Raw genomic sequence first — 24,058 nt, 5'->3', positions numbered from 1 at the left:
CAGAAACTAAGTTATACTGATAGAAATTCTAGGACGGGAGATACAAGGCGTGAAAGAATTTAAAGTAACTTACTTTTTTGATGAAGAGCATTATATTAGAAGGTTCATCTTTGTGGAGTCTCAAGAAAAAGCCGAAGAGCTAATTCAAAAAGAACGGGATTCATATATTTCATTTACAGATAGCAGAGGAATTTACCATGAACTCAATACTAGAGGTGTTCGGGTGACTCAAATATCAGAATATCACCGAATTGATAAAACGAAAAAGCGGGTCTAATTCAGTATGAATTAGACCCACTTTCTTAGTATAAACAAGAAGTTCTGATTGAATTTAGATTATCATTATTAGCCTCTTTGTATTAGAATTCACAATAATTTCTTTTTACTAATGTACATTTAAATGATAACATTAGTTCTCTTAACCAAAATACATAGTAGGTTAGAGTTATAATTTTTGAATGGATGGCGGTAAAAAATGAATATTAACTATAGATACAAGCGGATTATTTTTGCTGTTTTAATGGCTTTTAGCATGTCTTTTTTTATTACATTTATATTAATATCACTAAGTAATGGGTATAATAGTTTGTTTTTATCTACATGGTTGAAAACTTGGTCACAGGCTTTTATTTGTGCCTTTTTTGGAGCTTACTATTTTCCAGTAGTAATACAAAAAATAATGGATAAAATTAATTTTGTAGAAGGAAAGTAACTCTTTTACTTATACAAAAGGATATAATTGGAAGAACCCCCATATTAGAGTAATCTAATATGGGGGTTCTACATAAAACAACTAATATATATTAGTTGTTATTTTGCAATTTTTACGATTGGTTTGATTGTAATCCCAGTTTTTGAATCTTCGAATGCTTGATTAATATCCTCGAAGTCATAAAACTTCACTAATTTATCGAATGGGAATTTTCCTTCTTTATAGTATTGCACTAATTTAGGGATGTGTAATTGTGGGATAGAGTCACCTTGAACTGTTCCAATAATGCTCTTACCTTCCATCAAGATGTCGTTAGTAAAGTTTAATGTAACATCTCCACCCATACCAACGATTGCAACTTTACCGGAAACGCGTAGGGCAGCAATAGATTGTTTAATAACTGGTGTTGCACCAGTTGTTTCGACAGCATAGTGAGATCCTCCATTAGTAATCTCTTTAATTTCTTTTACAACATCGACTTCTTTACCATTTAATGCATGTGTAGCACCAAGCTCCATCGCAAGGTCTAAACGATTTTGATGAAGATCAACAACGATAATGTGTTTTAAGCCGATGATTTTAGCAGCCATGACAGCGCTTAATCCTACTGCACCACCACCGTAAATAACAATAGATGTACCTGGTTCTGGACTTAAACTGTTCATAACTGTACCACTACCAGTTTGGATACCACATCCTAATGGTCCTAATAATGCTAAATCAACATCTTTATCTACCTTTACGACATTGTTTTTGTTTGCAATTGAATATGTTGCGAATGAAGATTGACCAAAGAAAGTAGAAATTGCATGATTATGCTGATGAATACGATTAGCACCATCTTTAGATTTCCCACCAAAGTTAAGTTCTACAGTTCTTTCACATAAATTCTGATGTCCAGTTAAACACTGACTACATTCTCCGCAATAAGAATAAGAAAGGACAACATGATCTCCAGGTTCTACATTTGTAACACTAGCACCAACTTTATCTATAATTCCAGAACCTTCATGACCTAGTACAGCTGGGAATGGAGCTCCATTACCTTTAATAGATTCTGCATCTGTATGGCAAACTCCAGAAGCCACAATCTTAATTAATACTTCATCTGCTTTTGGCTCCATTAATTCTACTTCTTCAATATTTAATGCTTCGTTAGCATTTCGTACTAATGCTGCTTGGATTTTCATCGTATTCTCTCCTTATATAGTCACACTTTATAGTGGTAAAATTAAATCATTTTACTACTAATTGTGTCCATTTAGTTAACAAATTTATCTTAGTCCTTTACAAAGCACGAATCAATAACTCCCAAGTTCTTTTATATTCCTTTGGAGTTATAAGTAATGGAGAGATTGTGATAGTATATAGAAAGAATTTCAGCTAAATAAAAATTGATTTTCACTAGAAATATAGGAGGGGTTCCTATTGCAGTTATTACAGCTACAATATTTTCTGAAGGTTGCCCAATATGAACATATGTCGAAAGCTGCAATTGAGTTAGATATCTCTCAGTCGTCATTAAGTAAATCGATTGCACGTTTAGAGGCGGATATTGGTTTCCCGTTATTTGAACGGAAAGGCAAACAAATTCGATTAAATGAATATGGCATTATTTATAAAGAAAAAGTTGAAAAAGCATTACAATTATTAACTGATGCTGAAAATGAAATATATGATTTAGCAGGTCTAGGGAATACTAATATTACTATTGGTGTGATGACTTCTTTATTTTTACCAAAATTAATTAGTGGTTTCTTATCTCAAAAACCCACTTTGAAAATAAGCCAGCATGTTATGTCCGACGAAGAAATGATTACTGCACTCAAAAATGAAAAAACGGATATTTGTATATCTACATCTCCATTAAAAGATAAGGAAATTGAGTGGATTCATTTATTTAATGAGGAAGTATTTTTATTAGTACCAGAAAACCATCGTCTAGCTACGAAGGAGTTTGTCAGCTTACCCGATTTGAAAAATGAATCATTTATCAACTTTCCAGTTGGATTAAATTGGAGGGATATTACAGATGAGTTTTGTAAACAAGCGGGGTTTACCCCTAATATAGTATTCGAAGGTAAAGAATTATCTATTATTCTAAATCTAGTAAAAGAGGGTGTAGGTATTTCTTTCTTCCCGAAATACGCTTTTGCAGAAGAGGATTTAACTCACTTGAAAAAAGTTAGAATTACTGAATCCTATGGTTATCGTTTAATTGGATTAGCTTGGTTGAAAGGGAAGACACAAAAGCGTGCAGTTTTACAATTTAAAAAATATTTACTCGATTTTTTAAAAAAAGAACATATGACAACAAATGAAATGGACAAGACAGGTGAATGAGCTTCACTGTCTTGTCCTTTTTGTTATTTTTTCACTTCATAATGCAACTCAGCGAATTGATTAAAACGATTAATGCTCTTTAAGGTGAGCTCTGTTTCAAAATACACTTCTTTAAACAAAGGGATTCCTTTCCCGATTAACACTGGAGATACTGTAATAATCAGTTCATCTACTAATTTTTCGTTGATAAATGAGTGGATTAAATCTCCACCACCCATTACCCAAATATTTTTACCTTCTTTGTTTTTCAATTGATTCGTAAAGTCGACTACATCTCCACTAAAGAATTTGACGTTCTCATTATCCTCACTGACGGTTCTGGAGAAAACATAGCATTCCTTACCCTCATAGGGGAAGCTATCCAATTCTTGTTCCAGAAGCCAGTTGTACGTGCGTCTGCCCATAATTACCGTATCTATTGTGTCATAGAAGTCTGAATATCCATTATCTCCTTCACCTTCTATCTTAAACAACCACTCTAAAGAATCATTTTCGGTCGCAATATAGCCATCTAAGCTAGTCGCTATGAACAATACAAGTTTTCTTTGATTCATCATAATCCTCCTTTAATTAGTTTGATAGAGAAAGCAGTATTAAACAGGTCGTACATAAGATAAAAGAATATCTTTCAATACACGTTGCTGAATCTGTGGTTCTATATCTTCCTCTAAAAAAGAAATAGGGGCTTTCAATACGACATTATTAACGAAATTGCCAAAAGTATTAATAATAGTTATTAGGGTTTCTTTGATGGATAGGTCAGTTCGAATGGAACCATCTGTTTTAGCATCTTCAATAATCGGGTTAAGGCTATTACTAATTTGCCTTTGAATTTCGATATAGTCATCAATATCCGGTAATGGCTCTTTTGTAAACGAAGCGTAGCTTTCAAAAGCTTCCCGAAACTTGGAAGAGTTACTTTCATCCGGATCTTCAATCAAGTAAGTTAATACATCCTCTAACCGGGCGTATGCAGTCTTAGGTGAGGATGCAATCTGTTCGAACGCAGGAAGTATTCTTTCAAGGTTTTGAATAGCAACAGCAACAATGAGTTTATCTTTTTTAGGGAAGTACCGAAAAACTGTGGCAACTCCAACCTCTGCTTCGTTTGCTATATCTTGCATTTGGACGCTATCTAATCCAAGTTCAAGAAATAAGCGCTCAGCTGCAGAGACAATATGTTGATAACGTGTGGATTTGTTTTGTTCTCGAACACTTAGTGGCATTGGATAACCTCCTTTGTTTTTTTATTATACATCGTTTAAGTTTGCATCTGTCCATTTTCAGGAGTAAAATAAATGATAGTTAGACTATCAAAATATAATTATGAGGTGAATAAAATGAGATTAGCAGGTAAAGTAGCGGTAATTACAGGAGCAGGAAGCGGAATGGGAGAGGCCGAAGCACTTATGTTTGCAAGAGAAGGTGCTAAAGTTGTCGCAACTGATATCAACTTTGAAGCAACAGAAGCAGTAGTCGCACAGATCAAAGAAGCTGGTGGAGAAGCGATTTCTATCAAACATAATGTTGCTTCAAAAGAAGATTGGGAAAATGTTTATAGCAAAACAATTGAAGCCTTTGGCAAATTAGACATTTTAGTAAACAATGCAGGAATCTCATTAGCTAAGGATTTCATGGAACAGACAGAAGAAGACTGGGCACGTACGTATGCTATCAATATCAACGGTACGATGCTTGGAATGCAACTAGCAATTCCGCTTATGGAGAAAAATGAATGTGGTTCAATCGTGAACATTTCTTCAATCTCTGCATTAACTGGGATGGCTGGAGCAGGAGCTTACACAGCTTCTAAAGGTGCTGTTCGTTCAATCACAAAAGCAGCAGCTGTTGACTACGGTAAGAAAAACATCCGTGTTAACTCCGTACACCCAGGCTATATTGTCACACCAATGAGTGCACCACATATGGAACATCCAGATTTCAAGAACTATTTCTTGTCTCAAATTGCCCTACCGAATCTTGGAAAAGCAGAAGAAGTGGCTACAGCGGTATTGTTCTTAGCATCAGACGAAGCAAGCCATATCACAGGTATCGAGTTGCCGGTGGATGGCGGCGTTACAGCGAAATAATAAGAGAAAAGAGCTTGTGGGAGTGATGATATCACTTTTGCAAGCTCTTTTTTTGTGAGTGACATAGGGAGCTTATTGAATGAAAAGATCGTGAATGGCGATAAATACCAATGGAGGCAGCGTGCGATAGCGTAATGGTTTTATGATTTTGAAAAATATACAATATGGGGTTTAACTGCTAGGATATTAAAACATTTTATAGAGACGATTAAGTAAGTAGATAGTTATTTGAAAATGTGAAAATGGAATTTTTATTACAATGTTCGAATATGGTGTATATAACGAAGAGTGGACAAGAATTCTATAATTGCTGCTCTTATGATAAGGGGGTTAGTTCATGACAGTGTCGGAAAGAAAGTATGTGGAAGTAGATCCTGGTGTAGAGCTATATGTTCAAGATGTAGGAAGTGGGGACCCTATTGTTTTCATCCCTGGCTTTACATTTACAACCGAAGTGTTTACCCATCAAGTCGAACATTTCGCCAAAACAAATCGAGTAATTGTTATCGATCCAAGAAGTCATGGTCGTTCATCGATTACGTTACAAGGAAATGATTATGTAACACACGGAACGGATTTGGCAAAGGTACTAATTGCATTACAATTAAAGAACGTGACACTGGCCGGTTGGTCGTTCGGGTGCTTAACAGTTTGGGAGTATCTTAAACAGAACGGCTATGACAATGTAAAATCACTTATTTTCATTGACATGTCACCAAAGGCATTGTCGACAAACGATGTAGAAGATTGGGTGGAAGGTCCCCTTAATGATATTGGAGCCATCTATAACACTTACTTACGTAATCCAGCAGGTCAACGGGAATTTATGAAGGCTTATACAACAAGCGTCATGGTGCAACGCGATGTAACCGAGGACGAATTGAATTGGTTAGTAGAACAATCCTTAAAAACGCCCTATTATATTGCTGCGAATTTATTTGCTTCCGGCATGTTCTCTGATTATCGTGAAGAAGCGAGAACAGCTAGTGAAACAGTGCCAACATTGACAATTGTTGCTGAACATTGGTCAGCTACAGCAGTTGAATTTACGCAAAACGTTTCTCCAAAATCCTCTATAGAAATACTCGGCGGACACTTGATGTTCTGGGAGCATAGTAAGCGATTTAACGAGCTGGTAGATCGGTTTTTGTCTGAAAAAGTGTCCCTTTGATGGAAAAGATTTAAAGGCTCCCTGTGTTAGATGCAACTCAGAAAAAATTCCGAATAGAGTCTAAGTGGTCTCTGACAGGGAGTGTTTAAATGAGTGTTGAATGATAAGATACGAAAGAGATTTAATGATGAAAGTTAATTTCTCTGAGCAATTAACTTTCATTAAATACTATATATCGGTATATTGGAATATATAAATGTCTAAGGTAATATATTATATCGCTTACCATTGCATTAAAAGAATAAAAGCTATGGGAAAATCAGAGTAATAAGCTTATCCAGTTTTTCTCTTTACCAGTTAAAGTGAACACAGATGGTTATGTTGGTGTATATAAAGGAGAAATTAACCACCGTTCAGCTGAAAAAGAATTACTTTCATAGATTATTTAATAATTATCATATCGACAAATACAGATATATAGATTTATGGAGGTGCGAATTTAACGAGATATAGAGGTATGTATAAACCTAGAATTTATGAATGTTGGTACACGTAATATTTAAATGCATAATTACCTATTTCTTATTTAAAAACGAGGAGGACAATGTCATGTCAAATGAAAATAACGCAACAAAAAAACAACTAGGTTCTATTCCAATATCCATACTTGACTTGGCTACTGTCAGTGAGGGAAGTACACCAGCTGATTCCTTTCGGAACACGCTTGACTTGGCACAGCATGCAGAAGCGTGGGGGTACAATCGTTACTGGGTGGCAGAACATCATAATATGAAACCAATCGCAAGTTCGGCTACATCTGTTCTCCTAAGCCACATAGCAACTGGAACATCGAAAATTCGACTTGGTTCTGGTGGAATTATGTTACCTAACCATGCTCCTTTAGTAATCGCAGAGCAATTCGGTACATTAGAATCCCTATATCCTAATCGCATCGATTTAGGATTGGGTCGTGCACCAGGCACTGATCAATTAACAGCTAGGGCAGTAAGAAGAGACAGGACTACTGAATTTCCTGAACAAGTAAATGAATTGCTGGGCTATTTTAATCCGGCTAAATTTGCTCCCAATAATCCAGTAAAAGCTAACCCAGGTGAGGGCCTTAAAATACCTGTATGGTTATTAGGTTCAAGTGATTACAGCGCACGTTTGGCAGCCCAATTAGGCCTTCCATTTTCATTTGCCGGTCACTTTTCTCCGTCCTACACATTCCCTGCAATTCAGGTATATAGAGAGAATTTTATACCTTCAGATATATTAAAAGAACCATATGTCATGATGGGAATGAATCTAGCAGCAGCAGATACCGATGAAGAAGCACAATTGTTGTTCTCTTCAACAGAACAACATTTTCTCGGACTAGTTCGTGGAAATCCGGTATATATCCAACCAGCAAGAGATATGAATACTGTTTGGAGCGAACATGAAAAACAAGCTGTCTATCAATCAATAAGTGGAAGTATTGTAGGTAGCTCTCAAACAGTTAAGGAACAACTCGAAAAATTCATTGAAAACACGCAAGTAGATGAAATTATGCTGACTTCTTATATCTTTAATCATGAGGACCGTCTAAAATCGTATGAAATTATTAGCGAGTTCATAAAAAAAGATTGATAAGATTCTAGGGATGAATTAATAATGAGTGCTGACAATAAAAATATGAAACAATCAGATCGAAAAGAAATTAGCGAGATCTTTTCTCAGTTTGCAAAATTATATGAATCTGGTGACCTTTCATCAATAAAAAATTTATTTTTAAAAGATGCAAAAGCAAGTTTTAGTAATCACGGAAATTTCGAAGGTCGAGATGCAATTATAGAAGGTTTATCCAGTTCGTCGATCCTTGTTGATGTAGCTCGCCATTATATAACGAACGAATATATTGCGGTAGCAGCAGGCATGGGTCAGCAAAGTGCATATCTTACAGGAATAATGGCAGATGATCTTGGAGAAAGATTAGACCCAAGTTGGTACAGTGGTCATTATGCTAATACCTATCAGCACACGGATGAAGGCTGGAAAATTGCAAACATACGTTTTGAATTAGATTGGAAAATCGGAAGTCATCCAAGGATAAGGGAATGGGAAGAACCAAGAGATACGCTAGGTTGGAATCCAAATGTGAAATTACCTCATATTATTAGTGGTCTTGATGCACCATGGCATGTTATACCTAATCCTGAAGAGGCAGGTTCTGATGAAGTTCAGATTTTAGATGTTTTTACTCGCTATACTTGGGCAGTTGATCAGTGGGATATTGGCCTGTTAAGTGATATTTTGACAGATGATATAGCTACAAATGTAGTGCCGTTTGGTGGAGTAACTGGACGTCGGGAATTTATGACGACACTTCAGACATTTAGAACTGGACGTGTGAATCTTCATCACGTGATGGGTGATTATCGGATTGAAGTTAATGGGGATAAAGCTACATTGCAAGTGTATCGTTTAGTTCCATACAATGTATCAAAAGAAATGCTTGACAAGAATATTTATGGTGCAGTTTATAATTGTTCGCTACGTCGAGAAGAAGGTGTGTGGAAACTCGAAAGATTCAGCTATACAGAAGGGGAATTGTTTGAAATTTAGTTGTAGGGTGACAATCACTAGTACTAAAAAACTTAAATTTCTAGTCACCTAATTTGTTATCATATGCAGTAAATTCAACTATCTACTATAAATGGAAGAAGGAATTAATCTTGAAAAACATTTCTCTATCTGTTTTAGATCCGTCATCGATTATAGAAGGAGGATCAGCAAAAGAAGCTTTGGAAAGCACATTAGATCTAGCCAAGAATGTTGAGAAGTTTGGATATAAAAGGTATTGGCTAACAGAACATCATAATTGGGCTGGAATGGCGAGCTCTGCATCATCACTAGTTATCGGACGAGTTGCTTCTGTTACGAACTCAATCCGAGTTGGATCAGCAGCGACCTTATTGTCTCATTACTCTGCTTTATCTGTTGCAGAACAATTTGGAGTATTAGCATCCTATTTCCCTGATAGAATTGATTTGGGATTGGGACGTGCGCCTGGAACGGATCGTAATACTGCTCATGTGTTGAATCCTCAGGCATCAAATGGTCCTCAGTATGTAGATAAAGTTAAAGAACTGTATAGCTATTTACATGGTTCTGGAACGATTACTCAGGATGGCATGTTTGAATTCCATGCTATACCTGGTGAGAATACGAAAGTTCCAATCTGGTTACATGGTTCAGGGACTTATAGCGCGCAACTAGCAGGACAATTAGGATTACCATTCTCATTTGCGAGTCACTTTGCACCAGACAACATCATGCAGGCTTTGGAAACATATAGAAGTAACTTTCAACCTTCAGATACTTTAGATAAGCCCCATGTTATCGTTGCAGTAAGTGCTTTTGTAGCAGAAACGATGGAAGAAGCTTCCGAACTATCATCTTCTTTATTTCAAAAGTATTTATTCGAAGCACGCGGTAAACCTAGACCACTTCAACCTCCAGTGAGTATGGATAAATTGTGGAATCAAGGGTGGAGTGGACGGGAGAGGGCGTCTGTAGAATCCCAACTATCCGAAGCAATTATTGGAGATAGACAAACAGTTAAAAAAAGATTTGAAGATTTAATACGCCGTACATCTGCTGATGAAGTACTAGTACAAGCAGAAGTATATGATCAAAAAGCACGTATTAAATCCTATGAGATTTTATCAGAACTATTTCAACTTCAAGAACAGTCTGATCAGTAAATCGAAGTTAAAAACTAGAGAACCCTTCTGTTATAATATTAAGAAACAAAAATATTCTTATATCTAAACGAGGAGGCTAAGAAATGATGGAAATACAACAAATAATGAATGATGAAAAATTAGTAGATATATTTAAAGCATTATCAAATGCAACTCGGTTGAAAATTATACAAATGCTAAAACAACCTGAAGAAAACTTCTCTCCCCAAGTCCATATCCAGAAGAGTGATGACTTTCCGGGAGGAGTGTGTGTAGGGGATATTCGCGATAAAGTAGGTTTAGGACAGTCGACGACCTCTCAATATTTATCATTGTTACAAAAAAGTGGTCTTTTAGAGATGAAACGAATTGGCCAGTGGACCTATTACAGGAGAAATGAAGATGTGATTAAACAATTAGAGAGTTTTATCGGCAAAAAACTGTAACATAATAGGAGGGATGAGATGAGTTTTAAACATCACAAGGCATTCAACCGGATGTATCAAAAAGATAAAATGACTCTTGGATTTACAACCCCCTTCGAACCGATGACAAATAAGCTTCCAAAAATGGAGAATACAGTGAAACTCGCTCGTAAAATAGAGGATTTTGGATTTTCAGCAATCTGGTTAAGAGATGTTACAATGCAAGATTTAGAATCCAATGATCACGGACAAGTATATGATCTATGGATTTATTTAACTTACCTTGCTGCTTGTACAAAGCATATTGCAATAGGAACATCAAGTGTTGTACTTCCGTTGCGTCATCCCGTTCGGGTGGCAAAAGAAGCAACTTCTATCGACCAGTTGTTTCCGGAAAGACTTATTATGGGGGTTGCTTCGGGGGATCGTAAAAAGGATTTTACTGCTTTAGGGATAGAGAGAGAAGAGAGAGGGGACTTATTTAAGCAGAGCTTTGATTTCCTTGATCGATTACTAAAGGAAGAAAACCCATCCATTAATTCTGATTTTGGTATCGTAGATAGTGAGACCATGAAATTAATGCCAAAACCTGTTACCACCATTCCAATGCTGATTACAGGTTTTAGCCAGCAATCCATTGAGTGGATTGCTGAACATGGTGATGGCTGGATGCAATACCCACGGAGCATTGAAGTGCAAACCTCATTAATAAAAGATTATCATGAATTATCAGAAAGGAAACAGCCTGGAGTTTTCAAGCCGTTTACGCAAACTTTATATATCGATTTATTGGAAAATCCAGATGAACAACCTACAAAAATCCCCTTGGGCTTTCGTTTAGGACGTAACCATTTGCTAGAACTACTATATAAATTTCAAGCAATTGGCGTAAACCATTTGGTATTTGTCCCTTATTTTGCTAAACGGCCAATGGAAGAGATGATTCAGGAGATAGGAGAAGAGATTTTACCTCATTTTCCTACACATGATGATTATTGAATAGCCTGAGTGTGGGAGTTCGAATGGCTTCACTATATACCAAAAGTTGAATTCGTGTTGAAGAAAGTATTTAGATGCGATGGCATGGGAAACATAACTGTAATGAATAAAACCAAAAAAGGAGTTTTTTAGAATGGAACATTTATTTAGCCCTTATAAAGTAAAAGGATTGGAGTTAAAAAACCGTATTGTCATGCCACCGATGTGTCAATATTCGGTTGAAAAGAAAGATGGAATTGCTACGGACTGGCATTACTTACACTATGTAAATAGGGCGATTGGTGGCGCTAGTTTTATTATAATTGAAATGACAGATGTCGAACCTGATGGCCGTATTACAGACTATGACTTAGGATTATGGTCAGATGAGCAAATCCCTGCTTTAGCAAGAATTGTAGAAGCTGTGCATCGTCATGGAGCAAAAGTGGGGATTCAAATCGCTCACGCTGGACGTAAAGCAGAAGATGCTGCTGTACCAGTTGCACCTTCTGCTATTCCATATGATGAAAATTCAAAAATACCGAGAGCCTTGTCAACGGAGGAAGTAAAGGAAATGGTTGAGAAGTTTCGTAAGTCTGTACAGCGCGCCATTAAAGCAGGAGTAGATGCCATTGAAATTCATGGTGCTCATGGTTATTTAATTCATCAATTTCACTCTCCTTTAACAAATAAAAGAGACGATGAATATGGAAAAGATCTCACTAAGTTCGGGCGAGAAATTATTGAGTCGGCCAAAGCTGAAATGCCAGAAGATATGCCATTAATAATGCGTTTATCTGCCAAAGAATATGCACAAGGTGGATATGGAATCAAGGAAAGTGTCGGGTTGGCAAAAGAATACCAAAAAGCTGGTGTGGATATCTTCCATATCTCCTCCGGTGGTGAAGGTCCTCTAGGTACGACTGGAACGTTTGGAAGACCCGGTACACATGCTGGCTATCAAGTACCGCTAGCCCGAGAAATTAAGAAGGCTCTGAATGTTCCGGTCATTGCAGTTGGAAGATTGGATGACCCTGCATTGGCAAACGCTGTTATCGGAAATGAGGAGGCAGATCTTGTAGCTGTTGGACGAGGAATGTTACGAAACCCTCATTGGGCATTGGAAGCTGCAACTAAATTGAGAAAAGAAACTGAAGTACCAAAACAGTATTTATATGGTTTTAAAAGTTAATTAACTATAAATCAAAGCAATTAAGAGAGGGATTAACTCCGAATCCCTTATATCAAATGAAGGTTACGTTCGTTATACGGTAGTTCCATTAAAGTCTAACTCCACACAATATACTGCCATATATTATAGATAGGTTACTCTGTTAGGAGGTGAGTATATGCTACCTTTTTCACCAGTTCCAGGAAGATCCTTTCCCCCAAGAAATAGACAAGTGTTTGGCCCCCCTTATCAGGGTCAACGGTTTGGGGGACCTTATCAGGGACAACAGTTTGGCCCTCCTTACCAAGGACAACGATTTGGAGCCCCTTACCAAGGGCAACAGTTCGGCCAAACTTACGACAATAGATGGAGCCCATCTTTCATGTCCCCTAACAATTCTTCTCCAGGTATTTTAGGAAACCTGCCGAACCATCTCAACACGCTTATGGGTCACGCCGGTACCATACAGAATGGATATAATATGATGAGACAATTAGGATCTGTAATGGGTTTGTTTAGATAGTGAAAAGCCGATGTTCTCTTATATCAGGGTCATCGGCTTTTTCTAAAAAGATAACCTCAACTTCAGACCGTGATATTTTAATTCGTTACCCTGTCTCAGAAAAAAATACGTTAATTCAAGCAAGCGTGAGCATAATAATTTTCATTTTAGTTTTTGACATAGGGAGCGTATTTGAGAAGTTGTACATTTTCTGGCCATTATTCTTTTTTATTTCAAGGATCCGTTCAGAGTGGTACAACTATTAATATAAAGTTGAATAAAAAGAATACTGGCAAGGACTGGTATAGTATCATGTTCTCGCTAGTCTTTGCTTGCAATCCTTTAATTGATATTACTACAATTATTGTCAATGAGATGAGTATCGTGATTATTAGGAAGGTATTCATAGCTTCACCGACTTTCTGTTTTGAATAGTAGTTTCTACAAGTCTAGCAGAAGTAGCAATCAGTTTCATTGACGATGTTGTCCCTCTGTAAGAAACAAAGCTTATTGTTTAAACTTCCATGCTATACAGGGACAATCAATAAATTACGTATTTGTTGAATACAAAAAAGTTTCTGTATATAATGAACTTAGAATCATAAAATAAGAAAGACTGGATACGCTAATATCCAGTCCTACAACTGCTAACCGCAGAAAGTGCGGTTGGTCCTGGGTCAGAAAATAACCGTCAAACCTTTGCTGAGGGACGGTTATTTCTTTTTAGCAAAGAAAATAATCAATGTCACAACGATTGAAAAAGCTGCTAAAATTACAGCGCTTAGCTGTATTAACAAGCTGATTGCTTCGTATGTGGTCACTGGCATCACCTCCTTGAAAGGAAGTGACCAACCGCCCACTCTGCTATGCAATTGTGTCTTTATTATATCATTAAAAAAAATGAGCGTTCTGTTTTACCTAATCCAGGAAAGAAACGGTTTGATACTGTTTTTTTCCTGGATTTTCTTTGTTTAGAATTTCATGCATTAACTAATATAGTCCCCAATTTAAGTCCATTTTCATAATTTCTCACTTTTAAGACAAGCTATAAAAAAAGAGAAAGGTGATCGAATGGATAATAATTATGGATTAGGCAGTACGCAGTATGAATAAACCTTTCACGCCACAGCTTGTCTATTTTGAACCCAATGCACTGGATTATCCGCTTGGAAAAGAACTGAAAGAAAAGTTTGAGAAAATGGGGATTGAAACGCGTTTTACGACTTCGCACAATCAAATTCGGGATTTGCCTGGTGAAACGGACGCTCAAAAGTATCGTATCGCAAAATCCACCTTAGTCGTAGGAATTAGAAAAACGTTAAAATTCGATACGTCTAAGCCTTCAGCCGAATATGCAATTCCTCTTGCAACAGGATGTATGGGGCATTGTCATTATTGTTATTTACAAACGACGATGGGCAGCAAACCGTATATTCGAACTTACGTAAACGTGGAGGAGATTTTCGAAGCGGCTGATCGCTACATCGAAGAACGAGCACCTGAGATTACCCGGTTTGAAGCTGCGTGTACATCCGATATTGTTGGGATTGACCATTTGACGCACTCATTAAAAAGAGCAATTGAACATATTGGTCAAACAGAACTGGGTAGGCTACGTTTTGTGACGAAGTTCCATTTTATCGATCATTTATTGGATGCCAAGCATAACGGCAATACGCGATTCAGATTTAGCATTAATGCTGACTATGTTATTAAAAATTTCGAGCCCGGTACTTCTCCTCTCGATAAAAGAATTGAGGCGGCAGGGAAAGTGGCAAGAGCCGGCTACCCATTAGGTTTTATCGTTGCTCCTATTTACCTTCATGATGGCTGGGAAGAAGGCTACCGCCACATGTTTGAAAGACTGGACGAGGAATTGCCACAAGATGCAAGAGAGGATATTACATTTGAATTCATTCAACATCGATTTACGAAGCCCGCGAAAAAAGTGATTGAGAAAAACTATCCGAAGTCAAAATTAGAATTGGATGAAGAAAAGAGACGCTATAAATGGGGCAAGTATGGAATTGGTAAGTATATTTACCAAAAGGACGAAGAGGATGAAATAAAATCTCATCTATACGGCTATATGGAAAAGTACTTTCCGAATGCAAAGTTAGAGTATTTTACTTGAGCAAGGGTGGCTTTACACCACTGCTGCATGCATGGGAAAAGGGATTTAAAGAGATGGAAGCAACTTTGTCGGAAGCTGGAGCTAAATAACAACGCAACATTACAAACTTTCTTATGTGTTGAATACAACAAAGTTTCTTTATATAATGAACTTAGAAACATACAATAAAAGACTGGATACGTGAATATCCAGTCCTACAACTGCTAACCGCAGAAAGAGCGGTTGGTCCGGGTTGACTAAGAATAATCGTCCACGCCTTACCGGGGGAGGACGGTTATTTCTTTCTTACAAAGAAAATAATCAATGTCACAACGATTGAAAAAGCTGCTAATAGTACAGCACTTAGCTGTATTAACAAACTTATTGTTTCGTATGTGGTAATTGGCATCACCTCCTTGAAAGGAAGTGACCAACCGCCCACCCTGCTATGCAATTGTGTCTTTATTATATCACGAGAACGGAACTAACGTTCTGTTTTAGAGTGAATTTGAATAATGTGCGCAAGGAAACGGCAGTTAAATAGAAGGTAATGAGTTTTGCGATTCGGACAAAAACACGATTCGACCTGCGATTTGTGGTCCTGAACTTGCGATTTCCCGGAGGTATATTGCGATTCTCAGTGTCCACCAGATTTGAAGCACTTTTACCCCAAACAAGGAAAAACAAACACCTCACTCCAAATCCTCATAGATCGTCTTTAAAGCTTCATAGCGCTCCCTATCAAAATCCTTCTGCCCACGCATAAATTTCTCTTTTAGATTAAAATAACATATCTCCAAATACTCGTTGTTATGATGATGAATGAATGGATGCGTCACGTTCTCAAAAGGTCCATCCGCGAAATAACGCTCCATTTTTTCTACCGTGCGAATATTAACATTGCGTGCACGCATTTCATGCAGAACAAGTTGAGTATAGGCAAACAAATCATCTTTCGAATAATCATAAATATAGTTAATCAAAATATGACGGTTTTCCTGCGCGAAAATACTATTTAACTCACGCCACTGTGCCAACAGCTGAGATTTCGGCAGAATGCTTAGTAGATTTTGGTGCCATAAACGCAAACAAATCATCTCCTTTTCGACCATTTACTTATTGTACGGCAATGATAACAAATCTATAAATTTAGAGTACCATGTACTAAAATAATTTAGAATAGTGTCCAAGTTGTATGAGAACCTGGTACCTTTCACTGCTCAGGGACAACCTCTGGAAAAGATTCTTTTAGGAATTTTAGGAAATCTTGCATCATCGGACTAAAATGCTGATTTTTTCGGTAGATTAAATAGATATGTCGCTCGTTTACATAATTAGGTAATGGTTGGGAAAAGAGTAGACCTTCTTTAATTTCCTTTTCTACGCTTAACTTAGGAAGAATGGCGACGCCTATGTTGAGCTCTACTGCTTCTTTAATCGTTTGAATGGAACCGATTTCCATTATGATATTGAGTCGGATGCCGTTTTCGAGCATCCATTTTTCTGCTAATGTGTGACTTACTGCCTGTTTTTCATGCAAAATGAAAGCGTACTGAGATAACTCATATGGCTTTATATTCGTTTTTTTTCGCAATGGATGGTCTTTATGCATGATGAGAACAAGCTCGTCTTCCATGATTGGGATGATTGTTAAATCGGGGTCGTATAACTTTCCGTAAGCAATGACGCCGAGGTCTAATTCATAGTTTTTAACCTTTAGTAAAATGGACGGTGCTTTATGTACAACTAAAGAAATATACACATTATCATGCTCTTTTTGAAATTGTGCTAAATACGGCGGCAAAATATAAGATGCTGTCGTTTGACTGGCACCAAGCTGTAATTTACCACGGTTATTATTTTTATAGTCAATCATTACTTGTTCAGCCTGTTCTGAAAGCTGGATGATTTGATGAGCGTAATGGTAAAATGCTTCACCGGCATCGGTTAGAATCCAACGTTTCAACTGAGGCTGTTCAAATAACTCCACACCTAGCTTCTCCTGCAATCCTTTTAAATGGAAAGTGACAGTTGGCTGTTTTATTTTTAATAACTCCGCAACAATACTAAGCTTTCCTGTTTGCACTGTTAAGACGAACACTTTTAATTGTTGTAAATTCATCGCCAAGACACCTGCTTTCTTTGTTCAATATAGATAAAATCTATGAGTATATCAATAGTGTTCAGTATTTTTTAATAAATTATTTACATTCTCTACATATTCTATTCATCACTTTCCATTACTCTAAAGGTAACAAAAAATGAAAAGAGGTAGTAAAATGAAAAAACATTATTGGTTATTATCTGGAGTAGCAGCGTTAATGTTAGCAGGATGTTCGTCAGATGAAGAGAGTAAAACTGCAGATGAAGCAAGTACAGAAACATCAGAGACGACAGAAGTCCTAGCAGAGGAAATAAAACAAACAGAACCCCTCGTTGTGTATTTAAATGACTTTGATGAATTAATCGAACCTTTATTTGAAGAAGCATCTGGATACGATGTTGAACTAGTTAGTGGTAATGGTGCAGAAGTACAATCACGTATTGAGGCAGAAAAATCAAATCCAAATTGGGATGTTGTGTGGATAGATGGTCAAGGCTCATTCGCTCGATGGGAAGAGGATGGAATCTTACTAGAAGACATAACGTTGGAAAATGAAGCAAACTTAAATGAATTCGGCGAATCACTTGTACCGACATCGAAAGCATATTACCCGACAGGTGCACATGCAGCAAGTGTTATCGTCTACAATACGAACGAAATTTCTGCTGAGGATGCTCCTAAAACATGGGAGGACTTAACAAACTCCAAGTACAAAGATGTTGTAGGTATGGCAGACCCTGCAGTAGCAGCACCTGCATATCCATTCGTCGCTTGGTTTTTTGAAGATTTAGGAATGGACGGCGGAAAGGAATACTTCACAAAGTTATTTGATAACGGTGCAAAAGTATATCCAAAAAATCCGAATGTTGTAGAAGCATTATTAAATGGAGATTTAAAGATAGCAGCGCTTCAAGAATCTAATGCATACAAAATGAAGCAAGACGGAGAGCCAATTGAAATTGTATGGCCTGAAGAGGGAGCACCAGCTTCTGTGCGTTATGCAGCTATTAGTAAAGAGACTGACCAAGAAGAAGTAGCGAAAGCATTTATTTCCTTCTTATTAGAAAAAGAAACACAGGAAGAAATGATTTCAGCTGGTACAGAAGGTTACTTTACATCGACAGTGAAAGAGGTTGCAAGCCCAGAAAACCGTCATCAGGAAGCACCACTATTTATCGCTGACCCTACTACTGCGGCTAAAAATGAAGCAGAAGTAAAAGAATGGTTCGCTGATCAATCTGTTCAATAAAGCTTATGGAAAACTTAAATAAAGAAGGTACAATAGCATATGCGTAATTTCTTTCAAAACAAACGCACTGCTCCAGCCATGCTGGGGTGGGGCGTTGTCCTTATATTATTCATCTTAATTTTACTTCCACTTTTAGCCGTACTCATTCAAATATTTTTACCTGGTATTTTTTTCGGGAAGCTCGACTTTGCTGGCTTCGGGCTTGTATTTGAAATTTTTGAAAGAAAGCTGTGGAGTAAATCACTGACGAATTCTCTTATGTTAGCGACAGGCACCGCTATTTTAGGAACTGTACTTGGCACAGCATTAGCGATAATGCGCACGTCGAGAGCTTTTAAAACAAGATTTGCGCTTGATTTTACTGCGTGGGCTTTATTGATTTTACCATCTTTTATCATGGCACAGGGCTGGGTTTTGTTTTCAAGTGGTAAAGGCATAGCAGCTCGTGTATTTGGAATGGAGTGGGTAACTGATTTAGTGTTTCAACCAATGGGTCTCATATTCATTATGACTCTTTGTAAATTTCCATATGCTTATTTAGCTGTAACGGCTGCGCTTGAATGGAATGTGTCGCAATACAATGAAGCGGCGCGTCTAAATGGGGCTTCGGGCTGGCATGCGCTTAGAACGGTGCAAATCCCATTAATGATTCCCGCATTATTATCTGGTGCAGCACTTATTTTCATGGATACAATAGGAGACTTTGGTTTGCCAGCTTCTCTTGCTGCTGTTTATAGCTTTCCAACACTTTCATATTCAATTTATACATCCTTATATACTGCGCCGATTCGCTTTGATATGGCAGGGATATTATCTTTCTACTTAGTGGCAATCATTGTTGTAGTTATGCTATTTCAATTATTCGTTCTTCGAAAAGGTGATTTTTCATTCATCACAGGACGTGCAGTTCGAAAAGAGCCGCTACAAACGAAAAATAGCTGGATCTATGACATTATTAATAGTTGTTTTTTAGTAGTAGCACTGGGTATTCCAATTGGTAGTAGCTTACTAGTATCGTTTATGGATAAACTTGGAGACGGGGTGTCGTTAAGTAACTTTACATGGCGACATTATTCGGAGCTATTAAACATAGATTCCACGATTTTTGTTGGACTTAAAAACTCCCTAGTTATTGCAGCATTTGCAGGTGTGATTGGTCTTATTGTTGGCGTGTGTATTGGGTATGTATTAGTATTTACAGACTTTAAATATCGTGCAATGATTGACTCACTTTCGGTAATCTCACTTGCCGTACCTGGTGTTGTACTTGGAATTGGCTATATTTTCATTTGGAATCAACCATTTCTTGAAAGTATCCATCTGCATTTATACGGTACACCCGCCATATTAGTGCTCGCTAGTATTGCAGGAGCTATTCCAATTGCAGCTCGTCTTATGATTAGTTCTATGACGAAAATACCTTCCAGTTTATTGGCTTCTGCTTCAGTTCAAGGAGCGTCTTTATATTATCGGATTCAAACTATACTGTTACCATTGATGCGTGCTTCCCTGCTCACAGCAGGCTTAACGGCATTCGGCACGAGTATTTTTGATTTGGCAATTACATCGATTTTATATCCACCGAATTTTGTTACATTACCAGTAGCGATTAATAAAGCATTTGAAGATTTAAATTATGGATTTGCAACAGCTGCAACCATTACCAGTGGCACACTCATCATTGTAGTTATGATGGTATTTAAATGGTTCGTTGAAAAAGGGTTTAACCTTATGCTGCGAGCAATGAAGAAGGAGAAAAAACATGTCGTTACAGATTCAGAATGTATCAAAGAAGTTTAATCAATTTTATGCGGTCGATAAGGTGAGTTTTGCTGTCCAACCAGGAGAAATCGTCAGTATCTTAGGACCTTCTGGATGTGGAAAGTCTACTCTTTTACAAATTGTCGCGGGATTACAATCATTAGACGAAGGGGAAATCACCCTAAACGGTAAGGTTATTTCGTCTCCACATTTTACATTACCCCCTGAAAAACGTGGTATTAATATGGTTTTTCAGGATTATGCATTATGGCCTCATATGACTGTGCGTCAAAATATTTTTTATGGATCAAAAGTTCGGAAAGTGAACAAGCAGGAGCAAGCGGAGAACCAAAAATTTTTATTTAATCTACTTCAATTAAATGGACTAGAACATCGCTATCCTAGCGAGCTTTCTGGTGGTCAGCAGCAACGTGTAGCAATTGCACGTGCATTATCAACAAAGCCTGCGTTATTACTACTTGATGAACCATTATCCAATTTAGATATGCAGCTACGTTTTGAAATGCGAAATGAGCTATCTTATTTATTGCGCAAGCTTGGTACTACAGCTCTACACGTCACACATGATCCAGTAGAAGCATATGCTTTGGCAGACCGTATTTTAATGCTACGGGATGGTAAAATCGAACAATTTGGTACGCCTATGGAAGTGCGGCAAGCCCCATCCTCTTTATGGGTAGCTGGTTTGCTCGGGATGAATAATCGTCTGCAAGCAATAGCTATAAAAAGGGATTCAGTAAAAATAGGAGCATCTGTCGTGCGTGGGATCGGAACGCTTACGGCGAATGAGAATGTCATTGTAGTAATGGATTCAGATGCGTTGAAAATAGAAGAACAACGAATAGATCCACAACAGAATTCTTTAAATGGGCGTGTGACGCATTCTATTTTTGAAGGACATAAATGGCGTATCATGATGGAAACAACGGGCGGTCGTTTAACTGTACTCCATGATGTGCCAGTAGAAGTGGACAGGGATGTAATGGTGTCCTTCGATCCAAGTAATACATTTTTATATAAACAACCAGAACAGGCAGCTACTCCTTTTCTAGTACATTCAGGAAAGTAGGTGGATGTCTTGGCACGTATTTTGGCTATTTCCGACATTCACGGTCATGTCGATGCACTTCATGCATTACTAAAGTATGCAAATTACCAATCTGGTAAAGATGAATTATTTTTTGTCGGAGATTATATAGATAAAGGTCCCAATAGTGAGGGTACATTAAAGGCAGTGGAGCTTTTAGTCCAAGAGGGAGCCTATGCTATTATGGGAAATCATGAGAAATGTGCACTCGATGATATTGCCGTTGGAAAGAAATCGTGGATGAAGTGGAAAACCTTTTTACAAAGCCTCCCGCTTTATATTGAACGGAAGCCATTTCTATTTGTCCATGCTGGTATTCGCACGGGAATTCCTCTTCATGAACAAAAAATGACTGATTTACTTACAATACGAGAACCTTTTTTGGATCAACCCGTTCAAGAAGATATAACTGTCGTATTTGGACATACGCCAACAAACCGACTAGGTGTAAACGTTGGCTCACTTTGGAAGCAAGAGAAGAAGATCGGAATTGACACAGGTGCGGGTCAACAGCAATATCTAAGCCTAATCGATTTAACGAATAGCTTACAATATCGTATTCGCTTAGCAAATCAGATAGATAGCCAAGTAGAAACTTTGTCATTTTAGTTTTACATTTTTTACTAAGTTCGAGATTTCGAAAAAGGATTATTTCCCCCCTAAATTTAAAAAACAAACGCACAAAGGACTTTCCTAGGAGCGTTTGTTTTTTTGGGGTCGGTATCTATTCAGTGCATTGTCTTTATGAGCTCAAACAGCTTTAGTATACTCTTCGGAAATGTGCGGTCTTTCATGGTGCTTAAGTATACATTTCGATTTAGAAACTCACTGTTTACGGGACATGTTTGTAAACGTTCTGATAAATGATGGGTGACATATTGTTGAGGAAGAATGGCAATACCGAGCCCTTCTTCTACCAAAACTTTTATCATTTCAAATCTTTCTATTTTATATTGAATATGCGGCATGACATTTTCCTGTTCAAACGCTTTTAATATTTGTGCACTCGTTTGAAATTCCGGCATACCTATTATTAAGGCTTCTTCCGCAAAATCTACTAGTGTTATATTCTCCTTCGTAGCAAAAGGATGATCTTTTCTGGTTAACACGACGTAGGGTTCGGTATACAATAATTCGCTTTTTATTTCTTGGTCTACAATATGCTGATTCGTAATAACAGCATGCACATTTAAACCTAATAACGCTTGACGAACGGTTTGATTATACAATGTATCGATTAATGTAATTTGGTTTTGTGGGTATTGTTTTTGATAAGCAATAATTACTTGTGAAAACCAGTGATTTGCTGATTCAATCATGCCTAACCGAATTTCTAACCGCTCTCCTTTTGCAAACTCTTTTAACTCGGTATCCATTACTTCAAATTGAGCAAGTAAACTTTTCGAACGTTCATAGAATTGCTGTCCTAATTCCGTTAATTGAAATTGCTTAGTTGTGCGCTCTATAAGAGGTGCATCGATTTCTATCTCTAGTGTTTTTATCGCATTACTTAATGAGGGCTGTGATATATGTAAAGATTTCGCGGCCCTTGAAAAGCTTTTATATTTGACTATTGCATTGAAGTAATACATCCTCCGTAAATCCATTTTGCACCTCATTTATAGTTTTAAACTATTATAATATAAAAAAGTGGTATTTGTTATTATAAATGTTTACAAATATAATGAAAATATGAATTTTTCAGTCTATAAGGAGTCGAACATATTGTATAAAAAAACTGATTCGAGTATTTGGCAAGGTCGCATTGATCATGAAACAGATCCAACTTACTTTCGTTATCACCAAATTGTTCAAGCTGAACCAACTACTAAGCAAGGAATAGTTGGATTAATAGGTTTTTCTTGCGATGAAGGTGTCCGACGTAACAATGGGCGTATTGGTGCAAAAGATGCTCCGCTTGAGTTACGCAAACAGTTATCATCGCTGCCATGGCGTAATCATGTTCATATAAACTCTCTAGTTGATTTGGGAGATGTCGTATGTGTTGGGCATGAATTAGAGCAGGCACAACAAGAACTAGGGGATAGAGTTTCGGACATTTTAACAAACGGAAAAGCAATTGTACTTGGAGGCGGGCATGAAACATTATACGGACAATATTTAGGGGTGCGTAAAGCTGCAGGTCCAGAGGCTTCCATAGGTTTGCTTAATATTGATGCGCACTTTGATATGCGTTCTTATGATAACCAAACCTCCTCTGGCACAATGTTTAAGCAAATTTTAGATGAGGATACGAATGCACATTATTTCGTATGTGGCATTCAACAATATGGGAACACGACGGCATTATTCGATACAGCCGCTCATTATAATGTTCACTACTTTTTAGATGAACAATTAGATTCACCTCAGTTCACTAAAGATTTAAATGATTTCATGGACGCACATGATGTATTACTTGTTACTTTATGTATGGATGTGTTAAATGCTGCGGAAGCTCCAGGTGTCAGTGCACCTTCTCCATTTGGTTTATCCGCTATAAAGGTTCGTGACATTTTACGTCAGATGGTCTCACATAAAAACACTGTAAGTTTCAGCATCTGTGAAGTAAACCCTTCACTCGATATAAACAATCAAACAGCAAAATTGGGGGCTTACTTTATTAATGAAGTAATTATGAATAGCTTCCAATAAACAAAGGG

At 37.3% G+C, this 24,058-nt stretch carries 25 protein-coding genes and 1 pseudogene; 19 read left to right on the top strand and 7 right to left on the bottom strand.

The genetic code is table 11. The features are described from left to right. Nucleotides 1-49 precede the first annotated feature (49 nt). Nucleotides 50-277 (top strand): hypothetical protein, encoded by a 228-nt coding sequence (locus ACN6MX_RS16880; protein ID WP_419959989.1) that lies wholly within the window; start codon nt 50-52, stop codon nt 275-277. Between the two features lie 198 nt (nt 278-475). Then, on the top strand, nt 476-712 hold the full coding sequence (locus ACN6MX_RS16875; protein ID WP_419959988.1) for a DUF2798 domain-containing protein: 237 nt from the start codon (nt 476-478) through the stop codon (nt 710-712). 98 nt (nt 713-810) lie between these two features. Here the strand turns inward: ACN6MX_RS16875 and ACN6MX_RS16870 are convergent, their stop codons facing one another. Beyond that, nucleotides 811-1,902 (bottom strand): NAD(P)-dependent alcohol dehydrogenase, encoded by a 1,092-nt coding sequence (locus ACN6MX_RS16870; protein ID WP_419959987.1) that lies wholly within the window; start codon nt 1,900-1,902, stop codon nt 811-813. Nucleotides 1,903-2,140: 238 nt separating this feature from the next. On the opposite strand from ACN6MX_RS16870, the gene ACN6MX_RS16865 reads away from it, so the two are divergent. Then, nucleotides 2,141-3,055, top strand: a complete 915-nt coding sequence (locus ACN6MX_RS16865; protein ID WP_419959986.1) for a LysR family transcriptional regulator — start codon at nt 2,141-2,143, stop codon at nt 3,053-3,055. Between the two features lie 23 nt (nt 3,056-3,078). Here ACN6MX_RS16865 and ACN6MX_RS16860 read toward each other — a convergent pair whose 3' ends face one another. Further along, entirely contained in the window at nt 3,079-3,609 is a 531-nt protein-coding gene (locus ACN6MX_RS16860) for a dihydrofolate reductase family protein (protein ID WP_419959985.1), read from the bottom strand. Between the two features lie 39 nt (nt 3,610-3,648). Beyond that, nucleotides 3,649-4,281, bottom strand: coding sequence for a TetR/AcrR family transcriptional regulator (locus tag ACN6MX_RS16855; RefSeq protein ID WP_419959984.1), 633 nt, complete (start codon nt 4,279-4,281; stop codon nt 3,649-3,651). Between the two features lie 114 nt (nt 4,282-4,395). On the opposite strand from ACN6MX_RS16855, the gene ACN6MX_RS16850 reads away from it, so the two are divergent. The 10 genes and pseudogenes from ACN6MX_RS16850 to ACN6MX_RS16805 all read left to right on the top strand — a co-directional run bounded on the left by ACN6MX_RS16850 (nt 4,396) and on the right by ACN6MX_RS16805 (nt 13,081). Further along, complete coding sequence (locus tag ACN6MX_RS16850) at nt 4,396-5,145, top strand: SDR family NAD(P)-dependent oxidoreductase (protein WP_419962653.1); 750 nt, start codon at nt 4,396-4,398, stop codon at nt 5,143-5,145. Nucleotides 5,146-5,226: 81 nt separating this feature from the next. Beyond that, nucleotides 5,227-5,361 (top strand): annotated as a pseudogene (locus ACN6MX_RS16845) (CoA pyrophosphatase); the annotation flags it as partial. Between the two features lie 121 nt (nt 5,362-5,482). Continuing rightward, on the top strand, nt 5,483-6,316 hold the full coding sequence (locus ACN6MX_RS16840; RefSeq protein WP_419959983.1) for an alpha/beta fold hydrolase: 834 nt from the start codon (nt 5,483-5,485) through the stop codon (nt 6,314-6,316). Between the two features lie 549 nt (nt 6,317-6,865). Further along, nucleotides 6,866-7,888, top strand: coding sequence for an LLM class flavin-dependent oxidoreductase (locus tag ACN6MX_RS16835; protein ID WP_419959982.1), 1,023 nt, complete (start codon nt 6,866-6,868; stop codon nt 7,886-7,888). A 24-nt stretch (nt 7,889-7,912) separates the two neighbouring features. Beyond that, on the top strand, nt 7,913-8,863 hold the full coding sequence (locus tag ACN6MX_RS16830; RefSeq protein WP_419959981.1) for a nuclear transport factor 2 family protein: 951 nt from the start codon (nt 7,913-7,915) through the stop codon (nt 8,861-8,863). A gap of 110 nt (nt 8,864-8,973) precedes the next feature. Further along, entirely contained in the window at nt 8,974-10,005 is a 1,032-nt protein-coding gene (locus tag ACN6MX_RS16825; protein WP_419959980.1) for an LLM class flavin-dependent oxidoreductase, read from the top strand. A gap of 83 nt (nt 10,006-10,088) precedes the next feature. Continuing rightward, nucleotides 10,089-10,430 (top strand): ArsR/SmtB family transcription factor, encoded by a 342-nt coding sequence (locus ACN6MX_RS16820; RefSeq protein WP_419959979.1) that lies wholly within the window; start codon nt 10,089-10,091, stop codon nt 10,428-10,430. Nucleotides 10,431-10,448: 18 nt separating this feature from the next. After that, entirely contained in the window at nt 10,449-11,408 is a 960-nt protein-coding gene (locus tag ACN6MX_RS16815) for a TIGR03571 family LLM class oxidoreductase (protein WP_419959978.1), read from the top strand. Between the two features lie 133 nt (nt 11,409-11,541). Then, on the top strand, nt 11,542-12,579 hold the full coding sequence (locus ACN6MX_RS16810; protein WP_419959977.1) for an NADH:flavin oxidoreductase/NADH oxidase: 1,038 nt from the start codon (nt 11,542-11,544) through the stop codon (nt 12,577-12,579). Between the two features lie 157 nt (nt 12,580-12,736). Further along, nucleotides 12,737-13,081: a hypothetical protein gene (locus tag ACN6MX_RS16805; protein ID WP_419959976.1), complete on the top strand. Its 345-nt coding sequence runs from the start codon at nt 12,737-12,739 to the stop codon at nt 13,079-13,081. Nucleotides 13,082-13,773: 692 nt separating this feature from the next. Here the strand turns inward: ACN6MX_RS16805 and ACN6MX_RS16800 are convergent. After that, nucleotides 13,774-13,881, bottom strand: coding sequence for a putative holin-like toxin (locus ACN6MX_RS16800; protein WP_245762754.1), 108 nt, complete (start codon nt 13,879-13,881; stop codon nt 13,774-13,776). Between the two features lie 284 nt (nt 13,882-14,165). On the opposite strand from ACN6MX_RS16800, the gene splB reads away from it, so the two are divergent. Further along, complete coding sequence (gene splB / locus ACN6MX_RS16795) at nt 14,166-15,194, top strand: spore photoproduct lyase (RefSeq protein WP_419959975.1); 1,029 nt, start codon at nt 14,166-14,168, stop codon at nt 15,192-15,194. Nucleotides 15,195-15,865: 671 nt separating this feature from the next. Here the strand turns inward: splB and ACN6MX_RS16790 are convergent. Continuing rightward, nucleotides 15,866-16,261, bottom strand: a complete 396-nt coding sequence (locus tag ACN6MX_RS16790; protein WP_419959974.1) for a pyrimidine dimer DNA glycosylase/endonuclease V — start codon at nt 16,259-16,261, stop codon at nt 15,866-15,868. Between the two features lie 125 nt (nt 16,262-16,386). Then, nucleotides 16,387-17,295, bottom strand: coding sequence for a LysR family transcriptional regulator (locus ACN6MX_RS16785; RefSeq protein ID WP_419959973.1), 909 nt, complete (start codon nt 17,293-17,295; stop codon nt 16,387-16,389). Between the two features lie 157 nt (nt 17,296-17,452). Here ACN6MX_RS16785 and ACN6MX_RS16780 point away from each other — a divergent pair, with 157 nt between their 5' ends. Genes ACN6MX_RS16780 through ACN6MX_RS16765 form a run of 4 tightly spaced genes read left to right on the top strand, consistent with a single transcriptional unit; the run spans nt 17,453 to nt 22,004 of the window. Then, nucleotides 17,453-18,526, top strand: a complete 1,074-nt coding sequence (locus tag ACN6MX_RS16780) for an extracellular solute-binding protein (RefSeq protein ID WP_419959972.1) — start codon at nt 17,453-17,455, stop codon at nt 18,524-18,526. 39 nt (nt 18,527-18,565) lie between these two features. Then, nucleotides 18,566-20,326, top strand: a complete 1,761-nt coding sequence (locus ACN6MX_RS16775; RefSeq protein WP_419959971.1) for an ABC transporter permease — start codon at nt 18,566-18,568, stop codon at nt 20,324-20,326. Beyond that, nucleotides 20,289-21,377, top strand: a complete 1,089-nt coding sequence (locus tag ACN6MX_RS16770; RefSeq protein WP_419959970.1) for an ABC transporter ATP-binding protein — start codon at nt 20,289-20,291, stop codon at nt 21,375-21,377. The genes ACN6MX_RS16775 and ACN6MX_RS16770 overlap by 38 nt, the downstream gene beginning before the upstream one ends. Nucleotides 21,378-21,386: 9 nt before the next feature. After that, on the top strand, nt 21,387-22,004 hold the full coding sequence (locus ACN6MX_RS16765) for a metallophosphoesterase (protein ID WP_419959969.1): 618 nt from the start codon (nt 21,387-21,389) through the stop codon (nt 22,002-22,004). Between the two features lie 119 nt (nt 22,005-22,123). On the opposite strand, the gene ACN6MX_RS16760 is transcribed toward ACN6MX_RS16765, so the two are convergent. Further along, complete coding sequence (locus ACN6MX_RS16760; protein WP_419959968.1) at nt 22,124-23,002, bottom strand: LysR family transcriptional regulator; 879 nt, start codon at nt 23,000-23,002, stop codon at nt 22,124-22,126. Nucleotides 23,003-23,120: 118 nt separating this feature from the next. Between ACN6MX_RS16760 and hutG the strand changes: the two genes are divergently transcribed. Continuing rightward, a complete protein-coding gene (gene hutG / locus ACN6MX_RS16755) occupies nt 23,121-24,050 on the top strand; it encodes a formimidoylglutamase (RefSeq protein WP_419959967.1) in 930 nt (309 codons plus the stop codon). Nucleotides 24,051-24,058: the final 8 nt, after the last annotated feature.

It is taken from the genome of Psychrobacillus sp. BM2 (genome assembly GCF_048572895.1).
Taxonomy (GTDB): domain Bacteria; phylum Bacillota; class Bacilli; order Bacillales_A; family Planococcaceae; genus Psychrobacillus.
The sequence above is the reverse complement of the archived record's forward strand: the minus strand, read 5'-3'. Positions and strand labels throughout refer to the sequence as shown.